Here is a 19797-nt window from a genome sequence, read left to right on the forward strand (position 1 = left end):
CCGCGGACTGGGCCGGATCGTGACTGTCCAGGACAACGGCCGACCACCCCTCACCACCGGACCCTTCGATCCGCTCCGCCCGTCCTACGTTCGCCAGGCGGCCGCACCTTCCGAATGGAGACAATCCCCATGGTCCACACCATCGCCCACGCGAGTAGGCGAACCTTCCTCACCCGAGCGACCGCCGCATCGGCGCTACCCCTGGCCGCCAGCCTGCTCGGGACCGGCGAGGCGCCCGCATCCGGCGCCCTCCCCGACTACGCGCCCATCCCCGAGGCGTCGAAGGGCCCCGCGCTCAACGACAAGGGCTACTTCGTCGGCCGGATCGACGGCGACCTGCACTGGGTCACCGACTCCTCCTACCAGGCCATGTTCCTGACCACACGCCAGGGCGTCGTCCTCGTCGACGCGCCACCCACCATCGGGTACAACCTGCTGCGCGCCATCGAGGAAGTCACCCGGGCCAACGGCCGCCCCCGGAAGGTGACCCACCTCATCTACTCCCACTCGCACGCCGACCACATCGGAGCCGCCTCGATTTTCGGCAAGGACGTCATCCGCATCGGACATACCGAGACCGCGAGATTCCTGCGCCGGGACGCGGATCCGAACCGGCCGGCGCCCACGCTCACCTTCGACGACCACTACGTCCTGCGGGTCGGCGGCGAGCGTCTCGAACTGGCCTACCACGGCCCCAATCACTCACCCGACAACATCTTCATCCATGCCCCCAAGCAGGAGACCCTGATGGTGGTCGATGTGCTCTATCCCGGCTGGGTGCCCTTCAAGAATCTCGCTGTCTCCCAGGACATCCCCGGCTGGCTGCGGGCCCACGACACCGCCATGGGATATCCGTGGCGCACCCTCGTCGGCGGCCACCTCGGCCGCCTCGGCACCCGCGCCGACGGACACCTGCAGCAGCGATACCTGGCCGACCTGCGGACCAGCGTCCGTGACACGGTCGCCAGCCTCGACCCGGCGCCGTTCTTCGGTAAGTACGGTCCGGCCGGCAACGCGTGGGCGATCTTCACCGGCTACCTGGACGCGGTCGCCCAGCAGGCCGCCGCCCCGGTCGTCGCCGGCTACCTCGGCACGCTGGCCGCCGCCGACGTGTTCACCAAGGACAACGCCTTCGGTCTGCTGGAGTCCATGCGAATCGACACCGGCCTGCTCGGGCCCTTCGGCATCCACCCCTGACCAACATGCTCGACGCCGGCCAAGAGCCGGCAGTCGAACCCCCAGACAGTGCGTTCGGAACAAGCCCCGAGCCTAGGCTGGGGTGCGGTTGGTCAGGACATGGGCGAGAACGACGGTGATGACGCCGGCCAGGACGACGCTGAGCAGTCCGGGCAGTTCGTCCGCGGTGTGCATGGCGGCGGGCACGAGGGTGGCGACGCCGAGCCCGGCGAGGGCGAAGCCGACCAGCGCGGTCGCGACGGACGGCACGGCGAGGGCAGCGCCCATGCCGACAGTGGCCAGGGCTCCGCCGGCGCGGACGACGGTGCGCCGGCCGAAGCGGTCCACGACACGGTCACCGGTCAGACGGCCGACCGTCATGGCGACCTGGAGAGCCACGACGGCCAGACCCGCGGTGGCGGCATCGGTACGCAGGTCGGCGCTGAGATAAAGGGGCCTCACGGGTGGGTGCGGTGAGAGGGGCAGCGGGCATCGGCTCTCCGATCACGTTGGTGCGGGCGAGCGGAGATCAGCGGAGGTACCGGTGGATGGCGTGGCGGATCTGCTCGGGCGTCATCGGGTCGGTCGACAGAGCGCTGTGCAGCACGAGCCCTTCGATCAGCGCGTCCAGCTCCCGGGCGGTGGTGGCGTCGAAATGGCGCTCCAGCGCCCGGCGGCTGCGCGCCATCCATGCCTGCGTGACGGCTCTCAGGGCCGGATTACGCGCAGCGGCCACGTACAGCTCCACGGACAGGACGAGATCGTCCTGTGAGCCGAGCAGGTCGTCCGACACCAGCGCGATGACCGACTCGACCGCCTCCTGACGATCCTGAGCGGCGCTCAGACGCTCGTCGAAGACGCGGGCCACCGCGTCGGCGTGCCGGGTGAACGCCTCGGCCAGTACTTCCTCAAGCGACGTGAAGTGGTAGGTCATCGACCCCAGCGGCACGTCCGCGGCGCGAGCGATCTCCCGATGCGTCGTCCCGGCGACGCCACGCTCAGCGATGACGGTGAGTGCCGCGTCGATCAGCCGGTCCCGCCGCCCGGGGTCGTGCCGCCGCGGCCGCCGTGGAGCGGATGCGTCGGTGGGGCCGCTCATGCCGTATCCAGCTCGATCGTGCGGATCACCCGGGCGGGATTGCCCACCGCGACCACGTTGGCCGGAAGATCGCGGGTGACCACCGCGCCCGCCCCCACGACCGTGTTCTCCCCGATCGTGACCCCGGCCAGGATGATCGCCCCACTGCCCAGCCACACGTTGTCACCGATGGTGATCGGCTTGGCGGCCTCCCACTTCGCCCGGCGCAGCTCTGGATCAACCGGATGAGTCGGCGTCATGAGCTGCACATACGACCCGATCTGCACATCGTTCCCGATGGTGATCGACGCGACGTCCAGGGCGACGAGCCCGAAGTTGGCGAACGACCGGGCGCCGATGCGGATGTTGCCGCCGTAGTCCACGCGCAGCGGCGGCCGGATCTCCGTACCTTCACCGACCGCACCCAGGAGCTCGGTGAGCAGCCGGCGCCGCTCCCGCGGATCACGCGCCGGCGTCGCGTTGAACGCCTCCATCAGGTCCATGGCCCGCAGCATGTGCTCGGCCAGCTCGGGATCGTCGGCGATGTACAGGTCACCGGCGAGCATCCGCTCGCGCATCGAGCGGCCGTCGAAGTCAGACTCCATATGTACGAGCGTACGCATGGAGTGTACGCAGGTACATATCTGCGGGGCCCTACCCGACCAGCTGCTCCACCAGCAGCAGCACACCGATCACCACCATCGCCGCGCCGGAGAAGCGGCTCACCGTCCGGGCCGCGGCGGGCCGCGCCCGCAGCACCCGGCGCGCTCCCGCGCCCACTCCGGTGTAGACCACGGCGCAACTGGTTACGTGCACCAGCCCCAGCGCCACGATCTGCACCGCGAGCGGCCAACCGGCGTCCGGGTCGGTGAACTGCGGCAGCAGCGCCAGGAACAGCAGGAACACCTTCGGGTTGAGCCCGCTGATCCCTGCCCCTTTCACCATCTGCCGCGCCCACGAGGTGGCGGCCTGTTCCGCACCGGCCTGCGGGGCCGCGGGGCGAGCCAGCATGCCGATCCCCAGCCAGACCAGATAGGCCGCGCCCGCCACGGTCAGCGCGGTCATCACCAGCGGCGACCGGGCCACCAGGGCGGCCACTCCGGCCGCCACCAGCGCAGTGGCCGCCAGATGCCCGGCCAGCAGCCCGCCCACCGCCGGCAACACCGTCCGATGGCGCAGCCCCGCCGTGATCGCGTAGGCCCAGTCCGCGCCGGGTGTCACCACGAACATCAATGAGACCGCCCAGAACGCGGCGACGGTACCGACGGGCATGACCTTGCTTCTCCTTCGCGCTCACTCAGATTCGAGAAGGAAGTTTATGGTCGAATGGCCGGAATGTGCTTCCAATCTTTCCCCCATAAAGCCCGTTATGAGGGAGAATCTGCCCCATGGACGACGTAGACCGGAGAATTCTTGCCGAACTCCAGCGCGACGGGCGGCTCACCATCACCGAACTCGCCGAGCGCGTCCGCCTCAGCGTCTCGCCCTGCCACCGCCGCCTGCGCGCCCTGGAACACTCCGGCGCGATCAGCGGCTACCGGGCACACCTCGACGCCCACGCCTTGGGCCTGACGTTCGAGGCCCTCGTCTTCGTCACCATGCGCGCCGCGGACCGCGACACGGTCGACGCCTTCGAGCAGGCGGTCGCCGCCGTCCCGCACGTCCTGCAGGCCCAACGGCTGTTCGGTGACCCCGACTACCTGATGCGCGTCATCGCCCGCGACCTGGCCGCCTTCCAGGAGGTCTACGACGGCCAGTTGTCCACTCTTCCCGGCGTCCTGCGCCTCAGCTCCACCCTTGTCATGAAGAGCGTCGTCGAGAACCGGCCCTTGCCTCTGTGAGCTGCCCGGCCGCGGTTCGCAGAACAGGGCCGCGGTGGTCGGTTCATCAACAGGATGGTCATTCGCCAGCACTGGGACGACATGGTCCGGGTGGCCCTGCCGCTGCCGGTCACCGACGTGGTGGGACTCCGGGTCACATCCAGCAGGACGTTGGTGAATGGCCCCCAGGAAGGCGCCTCGGGGAGCTCGAACAGCTCACGGAAGAACCGTGCCGAGGCGTGGCGGTCCTTGGCGGCGATGATGGTGTGGTTGAAGGTCACAGGTATGGCGGTTTCTCCTGCTCAAGGGGGAAGTGACGCGTCGAGTGCGTTCCCGCACGTCGCGGTGACGCGCCGATTGGGGCCTTTGTCGTGCGGGCGGGTCAGCGGCGTTCGGGGGCGACCCATTCGACGAACTGGACGATCAGGCCGTTGGGGTCGGTGACCTGGAACAAGGCTTCGCCCCAGGGCTCCTGGCGCAGCGGCATGGTGATCTGCGCCCCGGCGTCGCGCAGCCGCTTTTCCTGCTCGGCCAGGCCGCCGTCGAGGGTGAAGGCGAGGATCAGACCGCCGGCACGCTGGTCGCGCTGCTCGGGTGGCAGCACCTCGATGCCGCGGGCGAGCAGGACGATGTCGACCGAGTCGTCGCGCGACAGGGAGGCGAAGCCGGCGGCGGCATGCTGGACGGTGTAGCCCAGGTAGGTGGTGAAGAACGCCTGAGAGGCGGCGACGTCGTCGACGGTCAGCGAGACAGTGGAAGCGATGAACTGCAAGGGATCTCCTCTGGTGCGGCGGGGTGGGGTGGGGTCAGTAGCTGCGGCGCCGGGGGACGATGCGCCTGCTCCGGACTTGCTGCGACGCACGGATGCTGTGGTCGGTCGGCGGCCGACGCAGTTCGGCGCCGTGCAGCGGGGCCCGCTCGGGCTGCTGCGATCGGGGCACACGAGCGAACTCGACCACGGGCGCGGCGGCGGCGTGGGGGTGCTTGCGCAAGGGCGTTCTCCTTCGAACTCGGCGTTCCATCGTCATAAACTTACGACGGAGGTAAAGTTAGTCCAGGGCGCCCAAGGGTGTCAACATAAAGATGCTACGAAGGTAAGATTGCTCCATGGTTACCCAGACTCCCGCTCCCGTCGCCGGGCTGCGCGAAACCAAGAAGCACGAAACCCGGCAGCTCATCTCCGACCATGCGACCCGGCTGTTCATCGCCCAGGGCTTCGAGCCGACGACCATCGCCGAGATCGCCGCCGTCGCCCGCGTAGCAAAGAAGACCGTCACCAACTACTTCCCGCGTAAGGAAGACCTGGCCCTGGACCATCAGGAGGAGTTCGCCGCCTCCCTGGCCCGTGCCGTCACCGCACGACGCCCAGGGGAATCAGCGCTGGCCGCGCTGCGCCGCGCGTTCGCCGACGCCGTGGCCGCCCAGGACCCGGTCGCCGGATTCTCCGGCCAGGAGTTCGCCCGCATGATCGCCGACAGTCCCACCCTGACCGCCTGCCTGCGCGGCCTGCACGACCAGCGGGAACACCACCTCGCCCAAGTGCTCGCCGACGTCACTGCCGCCCAGTCCGACGACATCGCCGTGCAGACCGCCGCTGCTCTGCTGGGCACCGTCCACCGCGTGCTGTTTCACCGCATCCAGACCCTCACCCTCGCCGGACAGCCCAACGACCAGATCGCCCGCACCATCGCCGCCGAAGCCATCCAAGCCTTCGACTTGCTGGAGCCCGGCCTGGCCGACTATGCCTCTGGCTGATGTGAGTCATCGGGCCTGCTGTTCGGGCAGGCTCGGCGCCGGGCGCGCGAAACGACACGGCCCGCGACCGCAGGGGCCGCCAAAGGGAGCGTGGTTCAGGGTTGACCGGACTGGCGTTCGATCAGCTTCACGACCTCGTCGGCGCTTCTGGCGATGTGCTCGCGGACCTAGGCGACGATCTGGTCCTCGTCGCCGGAGTCGAGCGCGTCGAGATGGGTCTGGAGGGCATGGCGCAGCCGCGTCATGCCCTACCCGTGCGGATTCGAATCGCGTCCACGACGACTTCCCATCGCACGAGAGCGTCACCGGCGAGATCTTCACCTCGGTGCCCGTCGATCCACAAGACCCGCTTCGAGTGGGCCTCCTGGTCACGTGATCACACTGCTCAGTCGGCTGCGACGGCTGAGGCGTTCTTGAGTCGTTCTGGCCGCCGTACGCGCACGGACGGAGCCTACGGTTTTGTGTCAGGGGTCACACACCCTGTCTCGCACCCGGCCGATCGTCGCGGGTGTGCCATCAGAACCTCCGGGGGAGCCAGTCATGCCTCAGCTCAGCGACGCCTTGCTCGACGGCAGGGTCGTCCTCGTCAGTGGCGGGACGCAAGGCTTGGGTGCGGCGATCGCCGACGCCGCGGTACGGAACGGCGCCGACGTCGTGGTCACCGGCCGGCGGAAGGACGTCGGTGAGCAGTTCGCGACCGATCTCGCCGAGCGGTCGGGCCGGCAGGTTCGCTACGTCCAGGCCGATGCCGGTGACGTCGGCGAGAGCCAGGCCGCGGTCGCGGAGACGATCGACCGGTTCGGCCGGATCGACTGCGTGGTGAACTGCGCCGGCCTCACCACCCGCGGCACGATGCTCGACACCACGCCGGAGCTCTTCGACGAGCACATCGCCGTCAATCTGCGCGGTCCGTTCTTCCTCATGCAGGCGGCGATCAAGGACATGGTCGCCCGAGGCAGAGGGGGTTCCATCGTCAACATCATCACGATGTCGTCCCACGGCGGTCAGCCGTACCTGGCGCCGTACGTCGCATCGAAGTCCGGCCTGGTCGGACTGACGCGCAATGCCGCGTTCGCTCATCGCTGGGACCGGATCCGGATCAACGGCGTGAACATCGGATGGACCGAGACCGAGGGCGAGGACGCCACCCAGCGCCGTTGGCACGACGCCGACGACGACTGGCTCGAAAGGGCCGCGGCACAGCAGCCCATGGGAAAGCTGGGGCAGGTCGACGAGATCGCCGACTTCGTAGTCTTCCTGCTCTCGGCCCGCAGCGGTGTGGTCACCGGGTCCGTCATCGACTGGGACCAGACCATCCCGGGCACCTACGAGTAGAAGGTACGTCATGCGCATCGGACTGATCGGCGTGGGACGCATCGGCGCGTTCCACGCACAGACGCTCACGGACCTCCCGGCTGTCGACGAGATCATCATCACCGACGCCGTCCCCGACCTCGCGCGAGGAGTCGGAGAGCGGCTCGGCGTCCGCGTCGCCCCGGAGCCCGCCGACGTCCTGGCCTCAGGCGTCGACGGCATCATCATCGCGTCGTCGACCGCCACGCACCCCGACTTCATCCGGGCCTGCGTTCTGGCGGGGATCCCCACCTTCTGCGAGAAACCCGTCGCCGCACTGTCGGAGGAGGCCGTCGCGCTGCGGAACGAACTGGCCGGCAACGACACCCCGATCCAGATCGGCTTCCCACGCCGTTTCGACGCCGCCTACATGGCGGCCAGGGCGGACCTGGTCGCGGGCACCCTGGGGTACGTCCACACCGTACGCTCGACGACGCTGGACCCGGCGCCTCCGCCGGAGGCCTACATCCGCGGGTCGGGCGGCATCTTCAACGACTGCGCGATCCACGACTTCGACGCCGTCCGATACGTCACCGGCCAGGAGGTCGTCGAGGTGTACGCCGCCGGCACCAACCAGGGCGTCGACTACATCGAGGCCGCCGGTGACGCCGAATCCGTCACCTCCATCCTGACCATGTCCGGCGGCACGCTCGCCGTCGTCTCCAACAGCCGTTCCAACGGCCGCGGCCACGACGTCCGTCTCGAGGTGCTGGGCAGCAAGGATTCCGTGGCCGCGGGCCTGGACGACCGCCTGCCGCTGCGGTCCGCCGATCCGGCGGTCGCCTTTCCGTCAGGCACACCGTGGAACTTCTTCATGGACCGCTTCGCGGACGCCTTCCGCGCCGAGCTGACCGCCTTCACCCAGGTCGTGGCCGGCACCCTGCCCTCGCCCTGTACCCTCCACGACGGCGTCGAGGCGTCGCTCATCGCCGAGGCCGCCACCCGCTCCTGGCGCGAGCACCGGCCGGTGCGCCTCGACGAAGTCCGCTGATCACCTTCAGAGCCGGCCTCCTTCAGAAAGGTAGGCGGAGCCATCCGCCACAGGTGGACCCCAATGTCGCTGAATGTCAACATCGGCATCGTCGGCTTCGGCTGGATGGGCCAGGTCCACGCCAAGGCCCTGACCCGCGTCCTTCAGCACTACCGCGATCTGGGCGCGACCCCGCGCCTGGTCGGGGTCGCGGACCCCGCCGACGACGACCGTCTCGACTACGCCCGCAAGATCTTCGGCATCTCCTGGACCACCCCGGACTGGACCGACCTCGTCAGCCGCGACGACATCGATCTGGTGTGTGTCGCGGGCCCGAACTTCACTCACCGCGACGTGGCCGTGACCGCCGCCAAGGCCGGCAAGCACATCTGGATCGAGAAGCCCGCCGGTCGCAACCTGGCCGAGACCCAGGAGATCGCCGATGCGATCGCGGCCGCGGGCGTCGCTTCCGCCGTCGGCTTCAACTACCGCAACGCCCCCGCCGTCGAAGTCGCCCGCGACCTGGTCGCCGCCGGCCGGATCGGCGAGGTCCGCCACGTCCGGGTGCAGATGCTCGGCGACTACTGCGCCCACCCCGACAGCGCCCTGACCTGGCGTTTCGTCAGGGACCAGGCCGGCAGCGGCGTCATCGGCGACCTCGCCTCGCACGGCCTCGACCTCGCCCAGTACGTTGTCGGCCCGATCACCGCCTTGCTCGCCGAGACGTCGACGTTCATCACCCGGCGTCCCCAGGCCATCGGCGCCTCGTCGCACTTCTCACGCGGCGCGGACGGCCCGCTGCTGCCGGTCGAGAACGAGGACCACGTCCTCACCATGCTGCGGTTCGCTTCCGGGGCCAAGGGCTTCCTGGAGGCCAGCCGCGCCTCCGTCGGCGAGCAGAACTCCTACGGGTTCGAGGTGCACGGCAGCACCGGTTCTCTCGCCTGGGACTTCCGGCGGATGGGCGAGCTGCAGGTGTGCCTCGGCCAGGACTACCAGGGCGCGTCGTGGACCACCCACCGCGTCGGGCCGGGCGATGGCGAGGCCGGGGCGTTCCAGCCGGACACCGCGATCCCGCTCAGCTTCGACGACCTCAAGGTGATCGAGGCCCAGCGGTTGCTCACCTCGATCGTCACCCGTACACCCGACGGCGCGACCATCGCCGACATGGTACTGGCCGCCCGGCTCGTCGACGCGATGCTTCGCTCGGACGCCGAGAAGCGCTGGATCAGCGTCTGAACAGGAAGGCCTTCACCATGATCGACGGTCAGCTCCTCATCGCCGGCGAATGGGTTCCCAGCGCCGGTGGGCGGGTCGAGGAGATCCGCTCCCCGTACGACGGTCACGTCGTCGGGCAGGCGGCCATCGCCGACACCTCCGACGTCGACAAGGCTCTGGCCGCCGCCGAGCACGGCGCGGCGGTGTGGCGCGAGACGCCCGCCCACGCCCGTCACGCCATCCTGATGCGCGCTGCCGCGCTCGTCGACGTGCGTGCGGAGGCGATCGCCTCGCTGTTGTCCGCCGAGAACGGCAAGACCATCACCGAGGCACGCGGCGAGGTCGCCCGCGCCGCCGACATGATCGGGCTCGCCGGATACGAGGGCACCCAGCTCTACGGCCACACCCTGCCGCTGGACGCCAACCGGGGCACCGGCCTGGACAAGGTGGGCTTCACCCTGCGCCAGCCGTGCGGCGTGGTCGTCGCGATCACCCCGTTCAACTACCCTTCGCTGCTGGTACTGCACAAGGTCGCGCCCGCACTGGCCGCCGGCAACGCCGTCATCCTGAAGCCGGCCAGGACCACCCCGCTGACCGCGCTGGCCCTGGCACAGGCGTTCACCGACGCCGGGTTGCCCCCGGGTGTGCTCAACGTCCTCACCGGCTCGGGCGGCCGGCTCGGTGACGCCCTCGTCTCCGACGCCAGGGTCCGCAAGATCTCCTTCACCGGCTCCACCACGGTCGGCGAGCACATCGCACGCACCGCCGGGGTGAAGAAGCTCTCCCTCGAACTCGGCGCCTCGTGCCCGGTCGTGATCCTTCCGGACGCGGACATCGAGGCCGCGGCCGGCGCCATCGCGGCCGGCGGCTACATCAACGCCGGCCAGGTGTGCATCTCCGTCCAGCGCGTCATCGCCCACCCTCGGGTGCACGGCGACCTCCTGGACGCCCTCATTCCCATGGTCGAGGCGATCCCCTACGGCGACCCGTCCCAGGATGGCACCCGGCTGGGGACCCTGATCAGCGAGGCCGAGGCGCGGCGCGTCGAGGGCGCGCTCCGCGCGGCCGTCGACGGTGGAGCCAAACTGCTCACCGGCGGGCAGCGCGAGGGCGCCATCGTCACTCCGGCTGTCGTCGACAACGTGGCCCCGACCGCTCCCCTGAACCAGGAAGAGCTCTTCGGCCCCGCGGTCGCGGTATCCACCGCCGAGGACTGGGCCACCGCCATCGCGTACGCCAACTCCACCGCCTACGGGCTGGGCGCCGGTGTGTTCACCAAGGACGTCAGCGCCGCGGTGCGTGCCATGCGTCAGATCGACGCCGGCGTCATCCACATCAACTGGACCCCGCTGTGGCGCGCCGACCTCATGCCCTACGGCGGCCTCAAGGCCTCCGGCATCGGCAAGGAAGGCTTCCGCGCCGCCGTCGCGGAGATGACCGAGGAGAAGACCGTCATCCTGCACGGCCAGCCCTGGTGATCCGCCCCTCAGTCAGTGCGGATCCCGTGCGTCCCAAGGAGAACAAGGACATGACAAGCAACCGGACGCTGCGCCTCACCACGGCCCAGGCACTGGTCCTGTACGTATCCAGGCAGTACAGCGTCGCGGACGGCGATCGCCGTCGGATGATCCCCGCCGCCCTGGGGATCTTCGGTCACGGCAACGTCGCCGGACTCGGACAGGCGCTGGACCAGTACGCCGACGACCTGCCGTTCATCCAGGGCCGCAACGAGCAGGGCCTGGTCCACATCGCCAGCGGGTTCACCAAGGCCTCCAGGCGACGCGCGGCGCTGGCCGTCACCGTGTCCATCGGGCCCGGCGCGCTCAACATGGTCACCGGCGCCGCCCTGGCGACGGTCAACCGGCTGCCCGTCCTGCTGCTGCCCGGCGACTCCTACGCGACCCGCCGGCAGGGACCGGTCCTGCAGCAGCTGCAACACCCGATCGAGGCCGACGCCAGCGTCAATGACGCCTTCCGCCCGGTGTCCCGGTTCTTCGACCGGATCACCCGCCCCGAGCAGCTTCTCACCGCGCTCCCGGCCGCCATGAGGGTGCTCGTGGACCCGGTCAACACCGGAGCCGCCGTCCTGTCCCTGCCGCAGGACATCCAGTCGCACGCCTACGACTTCCCGCTGGAGTTCTTCGCCGAGCGCGACTGGGCCATCCGCAGGCCGGTCCCCGAGCAGGACGAGATCGCCGCCCTCGCCGAACTGTTCGCGACGGCGTCCCGGCCGCTCATCATCGCCGGCGGCGGTGTCATCTATTCCGACGCCGGCACCGAGCTCGAGCGGCTCGCCGACGCTGTCGGCATCCCGGTGGCCGAGACCTTCGCCGGCAAGGGCGCCGTCCAGGCCGACGCCTCGTGGCAGCTTGGGGGCATCGGCCTCGAGGGCAACCCCGCGACCAACGAGGTGGCCCGCGCCGCCGACCTCGTGCTCACCGTCGGGTCCCGGCTGACCGACTTCGCCACCGCCTCCCACTCGCTGTTCGCCACCGCCGGCGTGCGATTCGCCAGCATCAACGTCGACCCGCGTGACGGCGACCGGCTCGGCGCCACGTCAGTACTCGGCGACGCCAAGCTCGCACTACGAGCCCTGGCCGACGCCCTCGTGGCCGCCGGGGTCACGACCAGCACCGCCTGGCGGGACACCGTGACCACCGCCAAGGCAGGCTGGCTACCCGTACGTGCGGCGGCCCTGGACGCCGACACCCCCGTCGACGTGAACGCCCTGCGCGCACACTCCACCGACGCCATCCCGGACACCGATGCCGTCCTCACCCAGGGCCAGCTCATCGGACTGCTCCAGGAGCACGCCCATCAGGGCGACACCATCGTGGCCGCCGCGGGCGGACCGCCCGGTGACCTGCTGAAGGTCTGGGACGCCACTGACGGACGCGCCTGCCATCTCGAGTTCGGGTTCTCCTGCATGGGCTACGAGATCCCGGCCGCGATCGGCGCCCGGCTCGCCGACGCCGACCGAGGGCATCGCGTCACCGCCTTCATCGGCGACGGTACGTTCCTCATGGCACCCACCGAGCTCGCCACGGCCGCTCAGGAGGGCCTGGCCGTCACCGTGGTGGTCCCCGAGAACCACGGCTACCAGGTCATTCACCGGTTGCAGATGTTCACGATGGGCCGCGAGTTCGGCAACGAGTTCCGGTACCGCACGGAGCCGCTCACTCTTGAGGCGGGCAAGGACGCCGCCCTGACCGGCGACTACCTCCAGGTCGACCTCGTGCGGGTCGCCGCCGGCCTGGGCGCTCGGGCCCTGCGGGCGACGACCGCCGACGAGATCCGGCGGGCGCTCCAGGAGACCCGGTCGGAGACCCGTCCGGTCGTCATCGTCGTCCCGGTCATCCCGCACGCCGACCTTCCGTCGGCGGGATGCTGGTGGGACGTCGCGCCCGCCGAGGTGTCCGAGTCCGACACGGTCCGCGCCGCCCGAAGCCAGTACGAGGCCGGCCTGGCCACCCAGCGGTGGCACGGATGACCCACAACCCGTATGCCCTGGACCGCGGTGACCTGCGACGACGGCTCGCCCACGGCGACGTCACCTACGGCACCTTCCTCGGCGCCGCCACACCGGTCACCGCCGAAGTGTGCGCGGCGGCCGGCGTCGACTGGGTCCTGCTCGATCTCGAGCACGGCGCCGGCGGCGAGGAGCAGGCCCGTGACGTCATCGCCGCCGCCGCGTCGTACACGGTGCCGACCGTCGTCCGGGTGGAGTCCACCGAGCGAATCCGCGCCGGCCGCCTGCTCGACCTCGGCGCGGCCGGGATCATGTTCCCCCGGGTCGACACCGCCGACGGGGCCGCCGCCTGCGTGCGGCACCTGCGCTACCCGCCGGCGGGGGACAGGGGAGTGGCCACCTACAACCGCATGTGCCGGTACGGGCTGGACCCGGCCGCCCTCGACCGCTCGGGCGGCGACGTCCTCGGCGTGGTCCAGATCGAGACCCTCCCGGCCCTGGACGCCGTCGAGGACATCGCGGCCCTGGACGGCGTCGACGTCCTGTTCGTCGGCCCCCGCGACCTCAGTCACGCCCTCGACGTCCCCGGCCAGACCCAGGCCCCGGCGTACGTCGCCGCCCTCGACCGGGTCCTCGCCGCGGCCAAGGGGAACGGCAAGGCCGCCGGACAGCTCGTGTCGGACGGCAACGCGGCGGCCAGACTGGTCGCGGCAGGCTGGCAATTCCTCGCCATCGGCTCCGACACGACCCTGCTCGCCGGAGCCGTCGCCGCCGAGCTGCGCAAGGCCGGTGAGACGCCGTGAAGACCGTCATCGCCGAGCTGCGCAGGGCCGGTGAGACGCCGTGAAGACCGACGTCGGCCGGCAGGTCGTCGTGGCCCTGGGTGACGTCGAACCCGGCCTCGTCACCGGGCACCTGCCGCCGGACGCGCGATTCGTGGCCGACCCCGGCCCCGAGGACCTCCGTGGAGCCGTAGGAGCGATCGTGCGGGCCGACGTCCTCGTCGACACCGCGATGCTCGACCGGATGCCCAACCTCCGGGTCCTCGCCCGCACCGGCGTCGGCGTGGAACGAGTCGACGTCGCCGAGGCCACCCGCCGCGGCATCGCCGTCGTCGTCACACCCGGCGCCGGCACCCACGCCGTCGCCGAAGGAGCCCTGGCCATGATCCTCCATCTGGTGAAACGGCTGGGCGTCACGACCGAGTGCGTCGCACGAGGCCGCTGGTCAGAACGTGGCACGATCACCCTCGGTGACCTCGACGGAGCGACGATCGGCATCGTCGGCTACGGCCGGATCGGCCGCCGCGTCGGCCACCTGGCCCGCGCGTTCGGCATGACCGTCCTCGCCCACGACCCCCACCTCGCACAGCCGGAGGACCGCGACGGTGCCGAGCTCGTCGATCTCGAGGAACTGCGTTCCCGTTCGCAGGTCGTCACCCTGCACCTGCCGCTCACGCCGCAGACCCACCACCTCGTCGGCTCGGCCTTCCTGGCCGCCATGCCGGTCGGGTCGGTCCTGGTGAACTGCGGCCGCGGCGGCCTGCTCGACCTCGACGCCGCCGCGCACGCCCTCGCCGACGGCCGTCTAGCCGGTCTCGGCCTGGACGTCTTCGACTCCGAACCACCGACCCACCATCCGGTCTTCGACCACGTCGGCGTCGTGCTGTCGCCTCATCTCATGGGACTCAGCGCCGGCGCCACCCGCGCCACGTTCGCCGCTGCCGCGCAGGGTGTCGCGGACGTCCTCGCGGGCCGACGACCAGCCGCTCTCGCCAACCCCGTGCCCGCACAGGAGGAACAATGACCGACACCGTCCACCGTATCGCCGGCGCCCCCATCAGCTGGGGTGTCTGCGAAGTCCCCGGCTGGGGCTACCAGCTGCCCGCCGACCAGGTCCTCAGCCAGATGAGCGAGATCGGCCTGTCGGCCACCGAGCTCGGCCCGGACGGCTTCCTGCCGACCGACCCCGACGAGCTCGCCAAGACCCTCGCGGCGCACAACCTGCACGCCGTCGGCGGCTTCACCCCGTTCGTCCTTCATCGCGATGACATCGACCCCATGATCGAGCTCGACCGGCTCCTGCCCGGCTTCAAGGCCGCGCGGGCCGGCGTCATGGTCCTGTCCGCCGACTCCGGCCAGACAGGCTACGACGCGAGGCCCGACCTGGACGAGGCGGGCTGGCACCGGTTGCTGCGCAACCTGGACCGGGTCGCCGCCCACGCCGCCGAGCACGGCATCCGCGCCGTGCTCCACCCGCACGTCGGCACCATGGTCGAGACCGGACCGGAGGTGCGACGTGTCCTCGACGGCTCGGCCGTCTCCTTGTGCCTGGACACCGGCCACCTGCTCATCGGCGGCACCGACCCGGCCGTCCTGGCCGGCCAGGTGCCCGACCGGATCGCGCACACCCACTTCAAGGACGTCGACCTGACGTACGCCCGCAAGGTCCAGGCGGGCCGCCTCACCTACACCGAGGCGGTCCGAGAGGGCATGTACCGGCCGCTGGGCACGGGTGACGTCGACGTCGCCACCATCGTCGGGCACCTGCGCGGCAACGGCTACGACGGCTGGTACACCCTCGAACAGGACACCATCCTCACCGAGCCGCCCGCCGGCGAAGGCCCGGTCGCGGACGTCAGGACCAGCGTGGACTACCTGCGGAGCCTGCTCGCCGAGTGAGGAACAACCTGTCTCCAGGGCCGTCAGAGCTCGAAGCCGCCGTAGATCGACGCCGGCTCGTTGTACGGGGTGACGACCTGCACCTGGGACGGGATGCTCACCGGCTTGCCCGGCAGGACCCCGCGCGCCTGTAGCAGCAGGCGACAGGCGCGCCGCATGTCCGCCCTCAGGTCATGGTGCAGAACCGCGGAGATCTTCCGTGTGCGCAGCAGCGACTGGTTGTCGCCGTCGAGGTCATGCGCGACGAAGACCTTCGGCGTCATCGCGACCTCCTCGAACGCCTTGAGTATGGCGACGTTCCCACCGCCCGCGGAGTAGACGGCGTTGATCGACGGGTGCAGCGCCAACGCCTCACGGACCGCCACGAGGATCGTCGGGTCCAGGCCGTCGGTGTCCTTCACCTCGTACACCGTCCGGCGGGGGGCGAGCTCGGACAGCGTGCGCCGGAAGCCGATGTCCCGCTCTTCCTCGCCGCGGAACGACGAGTGGCTGACGGTCACCAGGACGGCTCCGGAAGGCCCTGCCCATTGCGTGATGAGATACGCGGCCGTCGCTCCGGCGGCCACGTTGTCCATGCCCACGTAGGCCGCCCGCTGACTGTCCGGAACGTCGGTCGTGAACGTCACGGTCGGGATGCCGCGGTCAGCCAGCCGCCGCACCGCCTCGACCACCAGAGGATGGTCGGGCGCCTTGAGGATGACCCCGTGCGCCCCCCTGTGGCCCACCGTGTCGAGCAGCGCCGCCGCGGCGGCCGCGTCGCTGTGCTCACTCAGATGCGACCGGGCCCGGAGTACCGCCGGTCGCAACGACCGTAGTTCGGCCTCCAGCGCGTCCCGGGAAGCGATGGCGAAACGCTCCGGTGTCTGCATCACCAAGTCCACGATGAGCGTGCGCCCCGACAGATGCACCTGCTCCCGCTGCCGCTCCAGCTCGTCGATCGCCCGGCTCACCTGTGCGACCGTCTCCGGCCGGACCCCCTCGCGGCCGTGCAGCACCCGATCCACCGTCGCCCGGCTCAACCCGGCCTGAGCTGCGATGTCGACCACCCGGTGCTCGCGACGAGCGCCCATCCGTCTTCCTCCGTGTGTCCGCACCGGCGTCCCGGGCTCTGAGGCGTTCTTGAGGCACTTCACCAAGTTCGGGAGCCGATTATGCGTACTAGTGTGACACGCGTCACCCCCCCTCTCGGGGGTAGGGCAGCACAGGAGACGCCGCCCGGCCAGTCCGACGCGCCGGACGTTCCTCAGCACGTCGAACCCATAGGCAATCACCGGTCCCGGGCCACCGTTTGGGCCGTCGCCGTCGACCACATGTCATTCATCCAGTCACCGCGTCGAGGCGGTGATGTCCGAAAGGCAGCCGATCATGATTCGCTCCAAGCCTGTCGCCGGCGCAGTCCTCGCGCTCTCCGCGGCCCTGGCCCTGACGGCCTGCTCATCGTCGGGCGGCAAGCAGGAGGCCTCGCCCGCGAGCGGCGGTGGCACCGCCGCGGCGTCCACCCCAAAGATGACCATCGCCATGATCACCCATGCGGCACCGGGTGACACGTTCTGGGACATCATTCGCAAGGGAGCCGACGCTGCCGCGGCCAAGGACAACGCCGAGATCCAGTACTCCTCCGACCCGGACGCGGCCAAGCAGGCGCAGCTCATCCAGGCCGCGATCGACAAGAAGGTCGACGGCATCGCGGTGACCGACCCGAACACGCCGGCACTCGGCGCCACCATCAAGAAGGCGATCGCGGCGGGGATCCCGGTGACGATGTTCAACGCCGGCGGCTCGGACGCGCTCGGCCTCGGCGCGCTGGGCTACTTCGGCCAGGGCGAGAAGGACGCCGGCATCGCGGTGGGCAAGAAGGCCGTGGCCGACAGCGCCAAGAACATCCTGTGCGTGAACCAGACCCAGGGGCAGCAGCAGCTCGTCGACCGCTGCGACGGGGTCAAGGAGGGAGCGGCCGGCGCCAAGGTCACCCAGATCTACGTCAACGGCACGGACGACTCGGCCGTGACGACGACCATCCAGGCGAAGCTGACGCAGGACACGAGCATCGACTACGTCGTCACCCTCGGCGCACCGATCGCCCTCGACGCGGTGAAGTCCGTCAAGGGTGCCGGCAGCTCGGCGAAGATCGGGACCTTCGACACGAACAAGGAGCTCGTCGCCGCCATCCAGAACGGTTCCATCCAGTGGGCGGTCGACCAGCAGCCGTACATGCAGGGCTATCTCGCGGTCGATGGGATCTGGTGGTATCGGACGAACGGCAACACCCTCGGAGGCGGCCAGAATGTGGCCACCGGGCCGGCGTTCATCGACAAGACCAACATCGAGGCCGTGGCCAAGTACGCCGCCAACGGCACTCGATGATCAGGAGAGTGATCTGAGATGACGATCGTCATGGCCACACCCACCGACGACCGCGTCGCGACGCGGTCCCCGGCGGCCATGTTCCTCGGACGTCCGGAGGTGGGGGCGCTCATCGGCGCCAGCGCCGTCGCCGTGCTCTTCTTCGCGGTGGCGCCGGCGTTCCGGCACGCCGCCAACATCGGAACGATCCTGTACGGCTCCTCGACGATCGGCATCATGGCCGTCGCCGTGGCGCTGCTCATGATCGGCGGGGAGTTCGACCTGTCGGCCGGTGTGGCCGTGACCTCGTCCGGTCTGGCCGCCGCGCACACCGCGTGGTACCTCGGTCTGAACGTCTGGGTCGGTGTCCTGTTCGCCCTGGTGTTCTCGCTCGCCATCGGAGCCTTCAACGGGTGGCTGCTGCACCGCACCGGCCTGCCGAGCTTCCTGGTCACCCTGGGCTCGTTCTTCGTGCTCCAGGGGGTCAACCTCGCGATGACCCGGGTCATCGCCGGCGGTGTCTCGTCGAACTCGCTCAACGACATGGACGGATTCGACAGCGCCAAGGCGGTGTTCGCCTCCGGCTTCAGCATCGGTCCGGTCACCGTCGAGGTCCCGGTGGTCTACTGGGCGGTCCTCACGGTGATCGCCTCCGTGCTGCTGCTGCGCACCAGGTACGGCAACTGGATCTTCTCGGCCGGAGGTGACCCGGCGGCCGCCCGCGCCGTCGGCGTCCCGGTCAAGGCCACGAAGATCGCCCTGTTCATGGGGGTGGGCTTCTGCGCCTGGCTGCTGGGCATGCACAACCTGTTCATGTACAACAACGTGCAGTCCGGTCAAGGCGTCGGCAACGAGTTCATCTACATCATCGCGGCCGTCATCGGCGGCTGCCTGCTCACCGGGGGCTACGGCTCGGTCGTCGGGGCCTCGGTGGGCGCCCTCATCTTCGGCATGACGCAGCTGGGCATCTCCTACGCCGGCTGGGACCCGGACTGGTTCAAGACCTTCCTCGGGATCATGCTCATCGCCGCCACGTTGGTGAACCTTTACGTGAAGAAAAAGGCGGATGCCCGATGACGGTGGAGAATGAGACAGATCCAGTCCTGCAGCTCGAGAACATCGGCATGCACTATGGCAATATCCATGCGCTGCGCGGGGTCAACATCACCGTCAGGCAGGGCGAGGTGACCTGCGTCCTCGGTGACAACGGAGCCGGTAAGTCCACCCTCATCAAGATCGTCGCAGGCCTGCACGACCACACCGAGGGCAACATGTCGCTGCGCGGCATCATCCGTCGCTTCGGCTCCCCGCGCATCGCCCAGGCCTTCGGCATCGCGACGGTCTACCAGGACCTCGCACTCGCGCCGCTGATGTCGGTGTGGCGGAACTTCTTCCTGGCCAACGAGATCCGCAAAGGGCCGTTCCTCGACATCCCCACGATGAAGCGGATCTGCCACGAGGAGCTCACCAAGATGGGGATCGTGATCCCCGACCTCGACCGCTCCGTCGGCAGCCTCTCCGGGGGCCAGCGCCAGGTGATCGCGATCGCCCGGGCGATCTACTTCGGCGCCAGCGTCATCATCCTCGACGAACCCACCGCCGCGCTCGGCGTCAAACAGTCCGGTGTCGTCCTCAAGTACATCGCCAAGGCGCGCGACGCCGGCCTCGGGGTCATCTTCATCACCCACAACCCCCACCATGCCTACCTCGTCGGCAATCACTTCATCATCCTCAAACTCGGCCACGTCGTCCTCGACGCCCACCGCGACGAACTCACCCTCGAACAACTCACCGCCGAGATGGCCGGCGGCCAGGAACTCACCGAACTCAGCCACGAACTGCGCGGCGCCCAACCCGGCAAGGTCGTCACCCCGCACACCGTCGAGCACGGCGGCGTCCCCGCCCCCGACAGCACCCCGACGGGCGAGGCGTGA

Annotated in this window: 21 protein-coding genes; 14 read left to right on the forward strand and 7 right to left on the reverse strand. The window is 69.8% G+C overall.

Annotated elements, in window-relative coordinates; genetic code table 11:
• The first annotated feature begins 129 nt into the window (after nt 1–129).
• Nucleotides 130–1197 (forward strand): MBL fold metallo-hydrolase, encoded by a 1068-nt coding sequence (locus ACGFNP_RS00825; protein WP_393313279.1) that lies wholly within the window; start codon nt 130–132, stop codon nt 1195–1197.
• Between the two features lie 72 nt (nt 1198–1269).
• Here the strand turns inward: ACGFNP_RS00825 and ACGFNP_RS00830 are convergent, their stop codons facing one another.
• The 4 genes from ACGFNP_RS00830 to ACGFNP_RS00845 form a co-directional block, all read right to left on the reverse strand.
• Nucleotides 1270–1638, reverse strand: coding sequence for an MFS transporter (locus ACGFNP_RS00830; RefSeq protein WP_393313281.1), 369 nt, complete (start codon nt 1636–1638; stop codon nt 1270–1272).
• 67 nt (nt 1639–1705) lie between these two features.
• Nucleotides 1706–2275 carry a TetR/AcrR family transcriptional regulator gene (locus ACGFNP_RS00835; RefSeq protein WP_393313284.1) on the reverse strand — a complete coding sequence of 190 codons (570 nt, stop codon included), beginning with the start codon at nt 2273–2275 and terminating at the stop codon, nt 1706–1708.
• Nucleotides 2272–2859 (reverse strand): sugar O-acetyltransferase, encoded by a 588-nt coding sequence (locus tag ACGFNP_RS00840; RefSeq protein WP_393313287.1) that lies wholly within the window; start codon nt 2857–2859, stop codon nt 2272–2274. The genes ACGFNP_RS00835 and ACGFNP_RS00840 overlap by 4 nt, the downstream gene beginning before the upstream one ends.
• Before the next feature lie 49 nt (nt 2860–2908).
• On the reverse strand, nt 2909–3526 hold the full coding sequence (locus ACGFNP_RS00845) for a LysE family translocator (RefSeq protein WP_393313290.1): 618 nt from the start codon (nt 3524–3526) through the stop codon (nt 2909–2911).
• A 116-nt stretch (nt 3527–3642) separates the two neighbouring features.
• On the opposite strand from ACGFNP_RS00845, the gene ACGFNP_RS00850 reads away from it, so the two are divergent.
• On the forward strand, nt 3643–4095 hold the full coding sequence (locus ACGFNP_RS00850; protein ID WP_393313293.1) for an Lrp/AsnC family transcriptional regulator: 453 nt from the start codon (nt 3643–3645) through the stop codon (nt 4093–4095).
• A gap of 361 nt (nt 4096–4456) precedes the next feature.
• Here ACGFNP_RS00850 and ACGFNP_RS00855 read toward each other — a convergent pair whose 3' ends face one another.
• Entirely contained in the window at nt 4457–4846 is a 390-nt protein-coding gene (locus ACGFNP_RS00855; RefSeq protein WP_358333124.1) for a VOC family protein, read from the reverse strand.
• Nucleotides 4847–4880: 34 nt separating this feature from the next.
• Complete coding sequence (locus tag ACGFNP_RS00860) at nt 4881–5066, reverse strand: hypothetical protein (RefSeq protein WP_358333121.1); 186 nt, start codon at nt 5064–5066, stop codon at nt 4881–4883.
• A gap of 115 nt (nt 5067–5181) precedes the next feature.
• Here ACGFNP_RS00860 and ACGFNP_RS00865 point away from each other — a divergent pair, with 115 nt between their 5' ends.
• The 9 genes from ACGFNP_RS00865 to ACGFNP_RS00905 all read left to right on the forward strand — a co-directional run bounded on the left by ACGFNP_RS00865 (nt 5182) and on the right by ACGFNP_RS00905 (nt 15520).
• Entirely contained in the window at nt 5182–5829 is a 648-nt protein-coding gene (locus ACGFNP_RS00865; RefSeq protein WP_358333118.1) for a TetR/AcrR family transcriptional regulator, read from the forward strand.
• 540 nt (nt 5830–6369) lie between these two features.
• The gene (locus ACGFNP_RS00870; protein ID WP_393313297.1) at nt 6370–7164 is read left to right on the forward strand and encodes an SDR family oxidoreductase; all 795 of its coding nucleotides are present in this window, start codon (nt 6370–6372) and stop codon (nt 7162–7164) included.
• A gap of 10 nt (nt 7165–7174) precedes the next feature.
• Nucleotides 7175–8173, forward strand: coding sequence for a Gfo/Idh/MocA family oxidoreductase (locus ACGFNP_RS00875; RefSeq protein WP_358333106.1), 999 nt, complete (start codon nt 7175–7177; stop codon nt 8171–8173).
• Between the two features lie 63 nt (nt 8174–8236).
• A complete protein-coding gene (locus ACGFNP_RS00880; RefSeq protein WP_393313300.1) occupies nt 8237–9391 on the forward strand; it encodes a Gfo/Idh/MocA family protein in 1155 nt (384 codons plus the stop codon).
• A 17-nt stretch (nt 9392–9408) separates the two neighbouring features.
• The gene (locus ACGFNP_RS00885; protein WP_358333100.1) at nt 9409–10848 is read left to right on the forward strand and encodes an aldehyde dehydrogenase family protein; all 1440 of its coding nucleotides are present in this window, start codon (nt 9409–9411) and stop codon (nt 10846–10848) included.
• A 50-nt stretch (nt 10849–10898) separates the two neighbouring features.
• Nucleotides 10899–12860: a 3D-(3,5/4)-trihydroxycyclohexane-1,2-dione acylhydrolase (decyclizing) gene (iolD, locus tag ACGFNP_RS00890; protein WP_393313303.1), complete on the forward strand. Its 1962-nt coding sequence runs from the start codon at nt 10899–10901 to the stop codon at nt 12858–12860.
• Nucleotides 12857–13642 (forward strand): HpcH/HpaI aldolase/citrate lyase family protein, encoded by a 786-nt coding sequence (locus ACGFNP_RS00895; RefSeq protein WP_393313306.1) that lies wholly within the window; start codon nt 12857–12859, stop codon nt 13640–13642. The genes iolD and ACGFNP_RS00895 overlap by 4 nt, the downstream gene beginning before the upstream one ends.
• A gap of 40 nt (nt 13643–13682) precedes the next feature.
• A complete protein-coding gene (locus ACGFNP_RS00900) occupies nt 13683–14645 on the forward strand; it encodes an NAD(P)-dependent oxidoreductase (protein WP_393313309.1) in 963 nt (320 codons plus the stop codon).
• A complete protein-coding gene (locus tag ACGFNP_RS00905; protein ID WP_358333088.1) occupies nt 14642–15520 on the forward strand; it encodes a TIM barrel protein in 879 nt (292 codons plus the stop codon). The genes ACGFNP_RS00900 and ACGFNP_RS00905 overlap by 4 nt, the downstream gene beginning before the upstream one ends.
• A 23-nt stretch (nt 15521–15543) precedes the next feature.
• On the opposite strand, the gene ACGFNP_RS00910 is transcribed toward ACGFNP_RS00905, so the two are convergent.
• Nucleotides 15544–16590, reverse strand: a complete 1047-nt coding sequence (locus ACGFNP_RS00910; protein WP_393313313.1) for a LacI family DNA-binding transcriptional regulator — start codon at nt 16588–16590, stop codon at nt 15544–15546.
• A gap of 295 nt (nt 16591–16885) precedes the next feature.
• On the opposite strand from ACGFNP_RS00910, the gene ACGFNP_RS00915 reads away from it, so the two are divergent.
• The 3 genes from ACGFNP_RS00915 to ACGFNP_RS00925 are packed head-to-tail and all read left to right on the forward strand — an operon-like array spanning nt 16886 to nt 19797.
• The gene (locus tag ACGFNP_RS00915) at nt 16886–17884 is read left to right on the forward strand and encodes a substrate-binding domain-containing protein (protein WP_358333083.1); all 999 of its coding nucleotides are present in this window, start codon (nt 16886–16888) and stop codon (nt 17882–17884) included.
• An 18-nt stretch (nt 17885–17902) separates the two neighbouring features.
• Entirely contained in the window at nt 17903–18940 is a 1038-nt protein-coding gene (locus tag ACGFNP_RS00920; RefSeq protein ID WP_393313317.1) for an ABC transporter permease, read from the forward strand.
• Complete coding sequence (locus tag ACGFNP_RS00925; RefSeq protein ID WP_358333077.1) at nt 18937–19797, forward strand: ATP-binding cassette domain-containing protein; 861 nt, start codon at nt 18937–18939, stop codon at nt 19795–19797. Before ACGFNP_RS00920 ends, ACGFNP_RS00925 begins: the two co-directional genes overlap by 4 nt.

This window comes from Nonomuraea sp. NPDC049269 (assembly GCF_043197155.1).
GTDB lineage: Bacteria > Actinomycetota > Actinomycetes > Streptosporangiales > Streptosporangiaceae > Nonomuraea.

Excerpts from the sequence above, each read along its gene's own strand:
- ACGFNP_RS00825 (WP_393313279.1), top strand. The coding sequence starts at position 130 with ATGGTCCACACCATCGCCCACGCGAGTAGGCGAACCTTCCTCACCCGA.
- ACGFNP_RS00835 (WP_393313284.1), bottom strand. The coding sequence starts at position 2,275 with ATGAGCGGCCCCACCGACGCATCCGCTCCACGGCGGCCGCGGCGGCAC.
- ACGFNP_RS00910 (WP_393313313.1), bottom strand. The coding sequence starts at position 16,590 with ATGGGCGCTCGTCGCGAGCACCGGGTGGTCGACATCGCAGCTCAGGCC.
- ACGFNP_RS00920 (WP_393313317.1), top strand. The coding sequence starts at position 17,903 with ATGACGATCGTCATGGCCACACCCACCGACGACCGCGTCGCGACGCGG.
- ACGFNP_RS00845 (WP_393313290.1), bottom strand. The coding sequence starts at position 3,526 with ATGCCCGTCGGTACCGTCGCCGCGTTCTGGGCGGTCTCATTGATGTTC.
- ACGFNP_RS00915 (WP_358333083.1), top strand. The coding sequence starts at position 16,886 with ATGATTCGCTCCAAGCCTGTCGCCGGCGCAGTCCTCGCGCTCTCCGCG.
- ACGFNP_RS00895 (WP_393313306.1), top strand. The coding sequence starts at position 12,857 with ATGACCCACAACCCGTATGCCCTGGACCGCGGTGACCTGCGACGACGG.
- ACGFNP_RS00885 (WP_358333100.1), top strand. The coding sequence starts at position 9,409 with ATGATCGACGGTCAGCTCCTCATCGCCGGCGAATGGGTTCCCAGCGCC.
- iolD (WP_393313303.1), top strand. The coding sequence starts at position 10,899 with ATGACAAGCAACCGGACGCTGCGCCTCACCACGGCCCAGGCACTGGTC.
- ACGFNP_RS00875 (WP_358333106.1), top strand. The coding sequence starts at position 7,175 with ATGCGCATCGGACTGATCGGCGTGGGACGCATCGGCGCGTTCCACGCA.
- ACGFNP_RS00905 (WP_358333088.1), top strand. The coding sequence starts at position 14,642 with ATGACCGACACCGTCCACCGTATCGCCGGCGCCCCCATCAGCTGGGGT.
- ACGFNP_RS00840 (WP_393313287.1), bottom strand. The coding sequence starts at position 2,859 with ATGGAGTCTGACTTCGACGGCCGCTCGATGCGCGAGCGGATGCTCGCC.
- ACGFNP_RS00865 (WP_358333118.1), top strand. The coding sequence starts at position 5,182 with ATGGTTACCCAGACTCCCGCTCCCGTCGCCGGGCTGCGCGAAACCAAG.
- ACGFNP_RS00870 (WP_393313297.1), top strand. The coding sequence starts at position 6,370 with ATGCCTCAGCTCAGCGACGCCTTGCTCGACGGCAGGGTCGTCCTCGTC.
- ACGFNP_RS00850 (WP_393313293.1), top strand. The coding sequence starts at position 3,643 with ATGGACGACGTAGACCGGAGAATTCTTGCCGAACTCCAGCGCGACGGG.
- ACGFNP_RS00925 (WP_358333077.1), top strand. The coding sequence starts at position 18,937 with ATGACGGTGGAGAATGAGACAGATCCAGTCCTGCAGCTCGAGAACATC.
- ACGFNP_RS00880 (WP_393313300.1), top strand. The coding sequence starts at position 8,237 with ATGTCGCTGAATGTCAACATCGGCATCGTCGGCTTCGGCTGGATGGGC.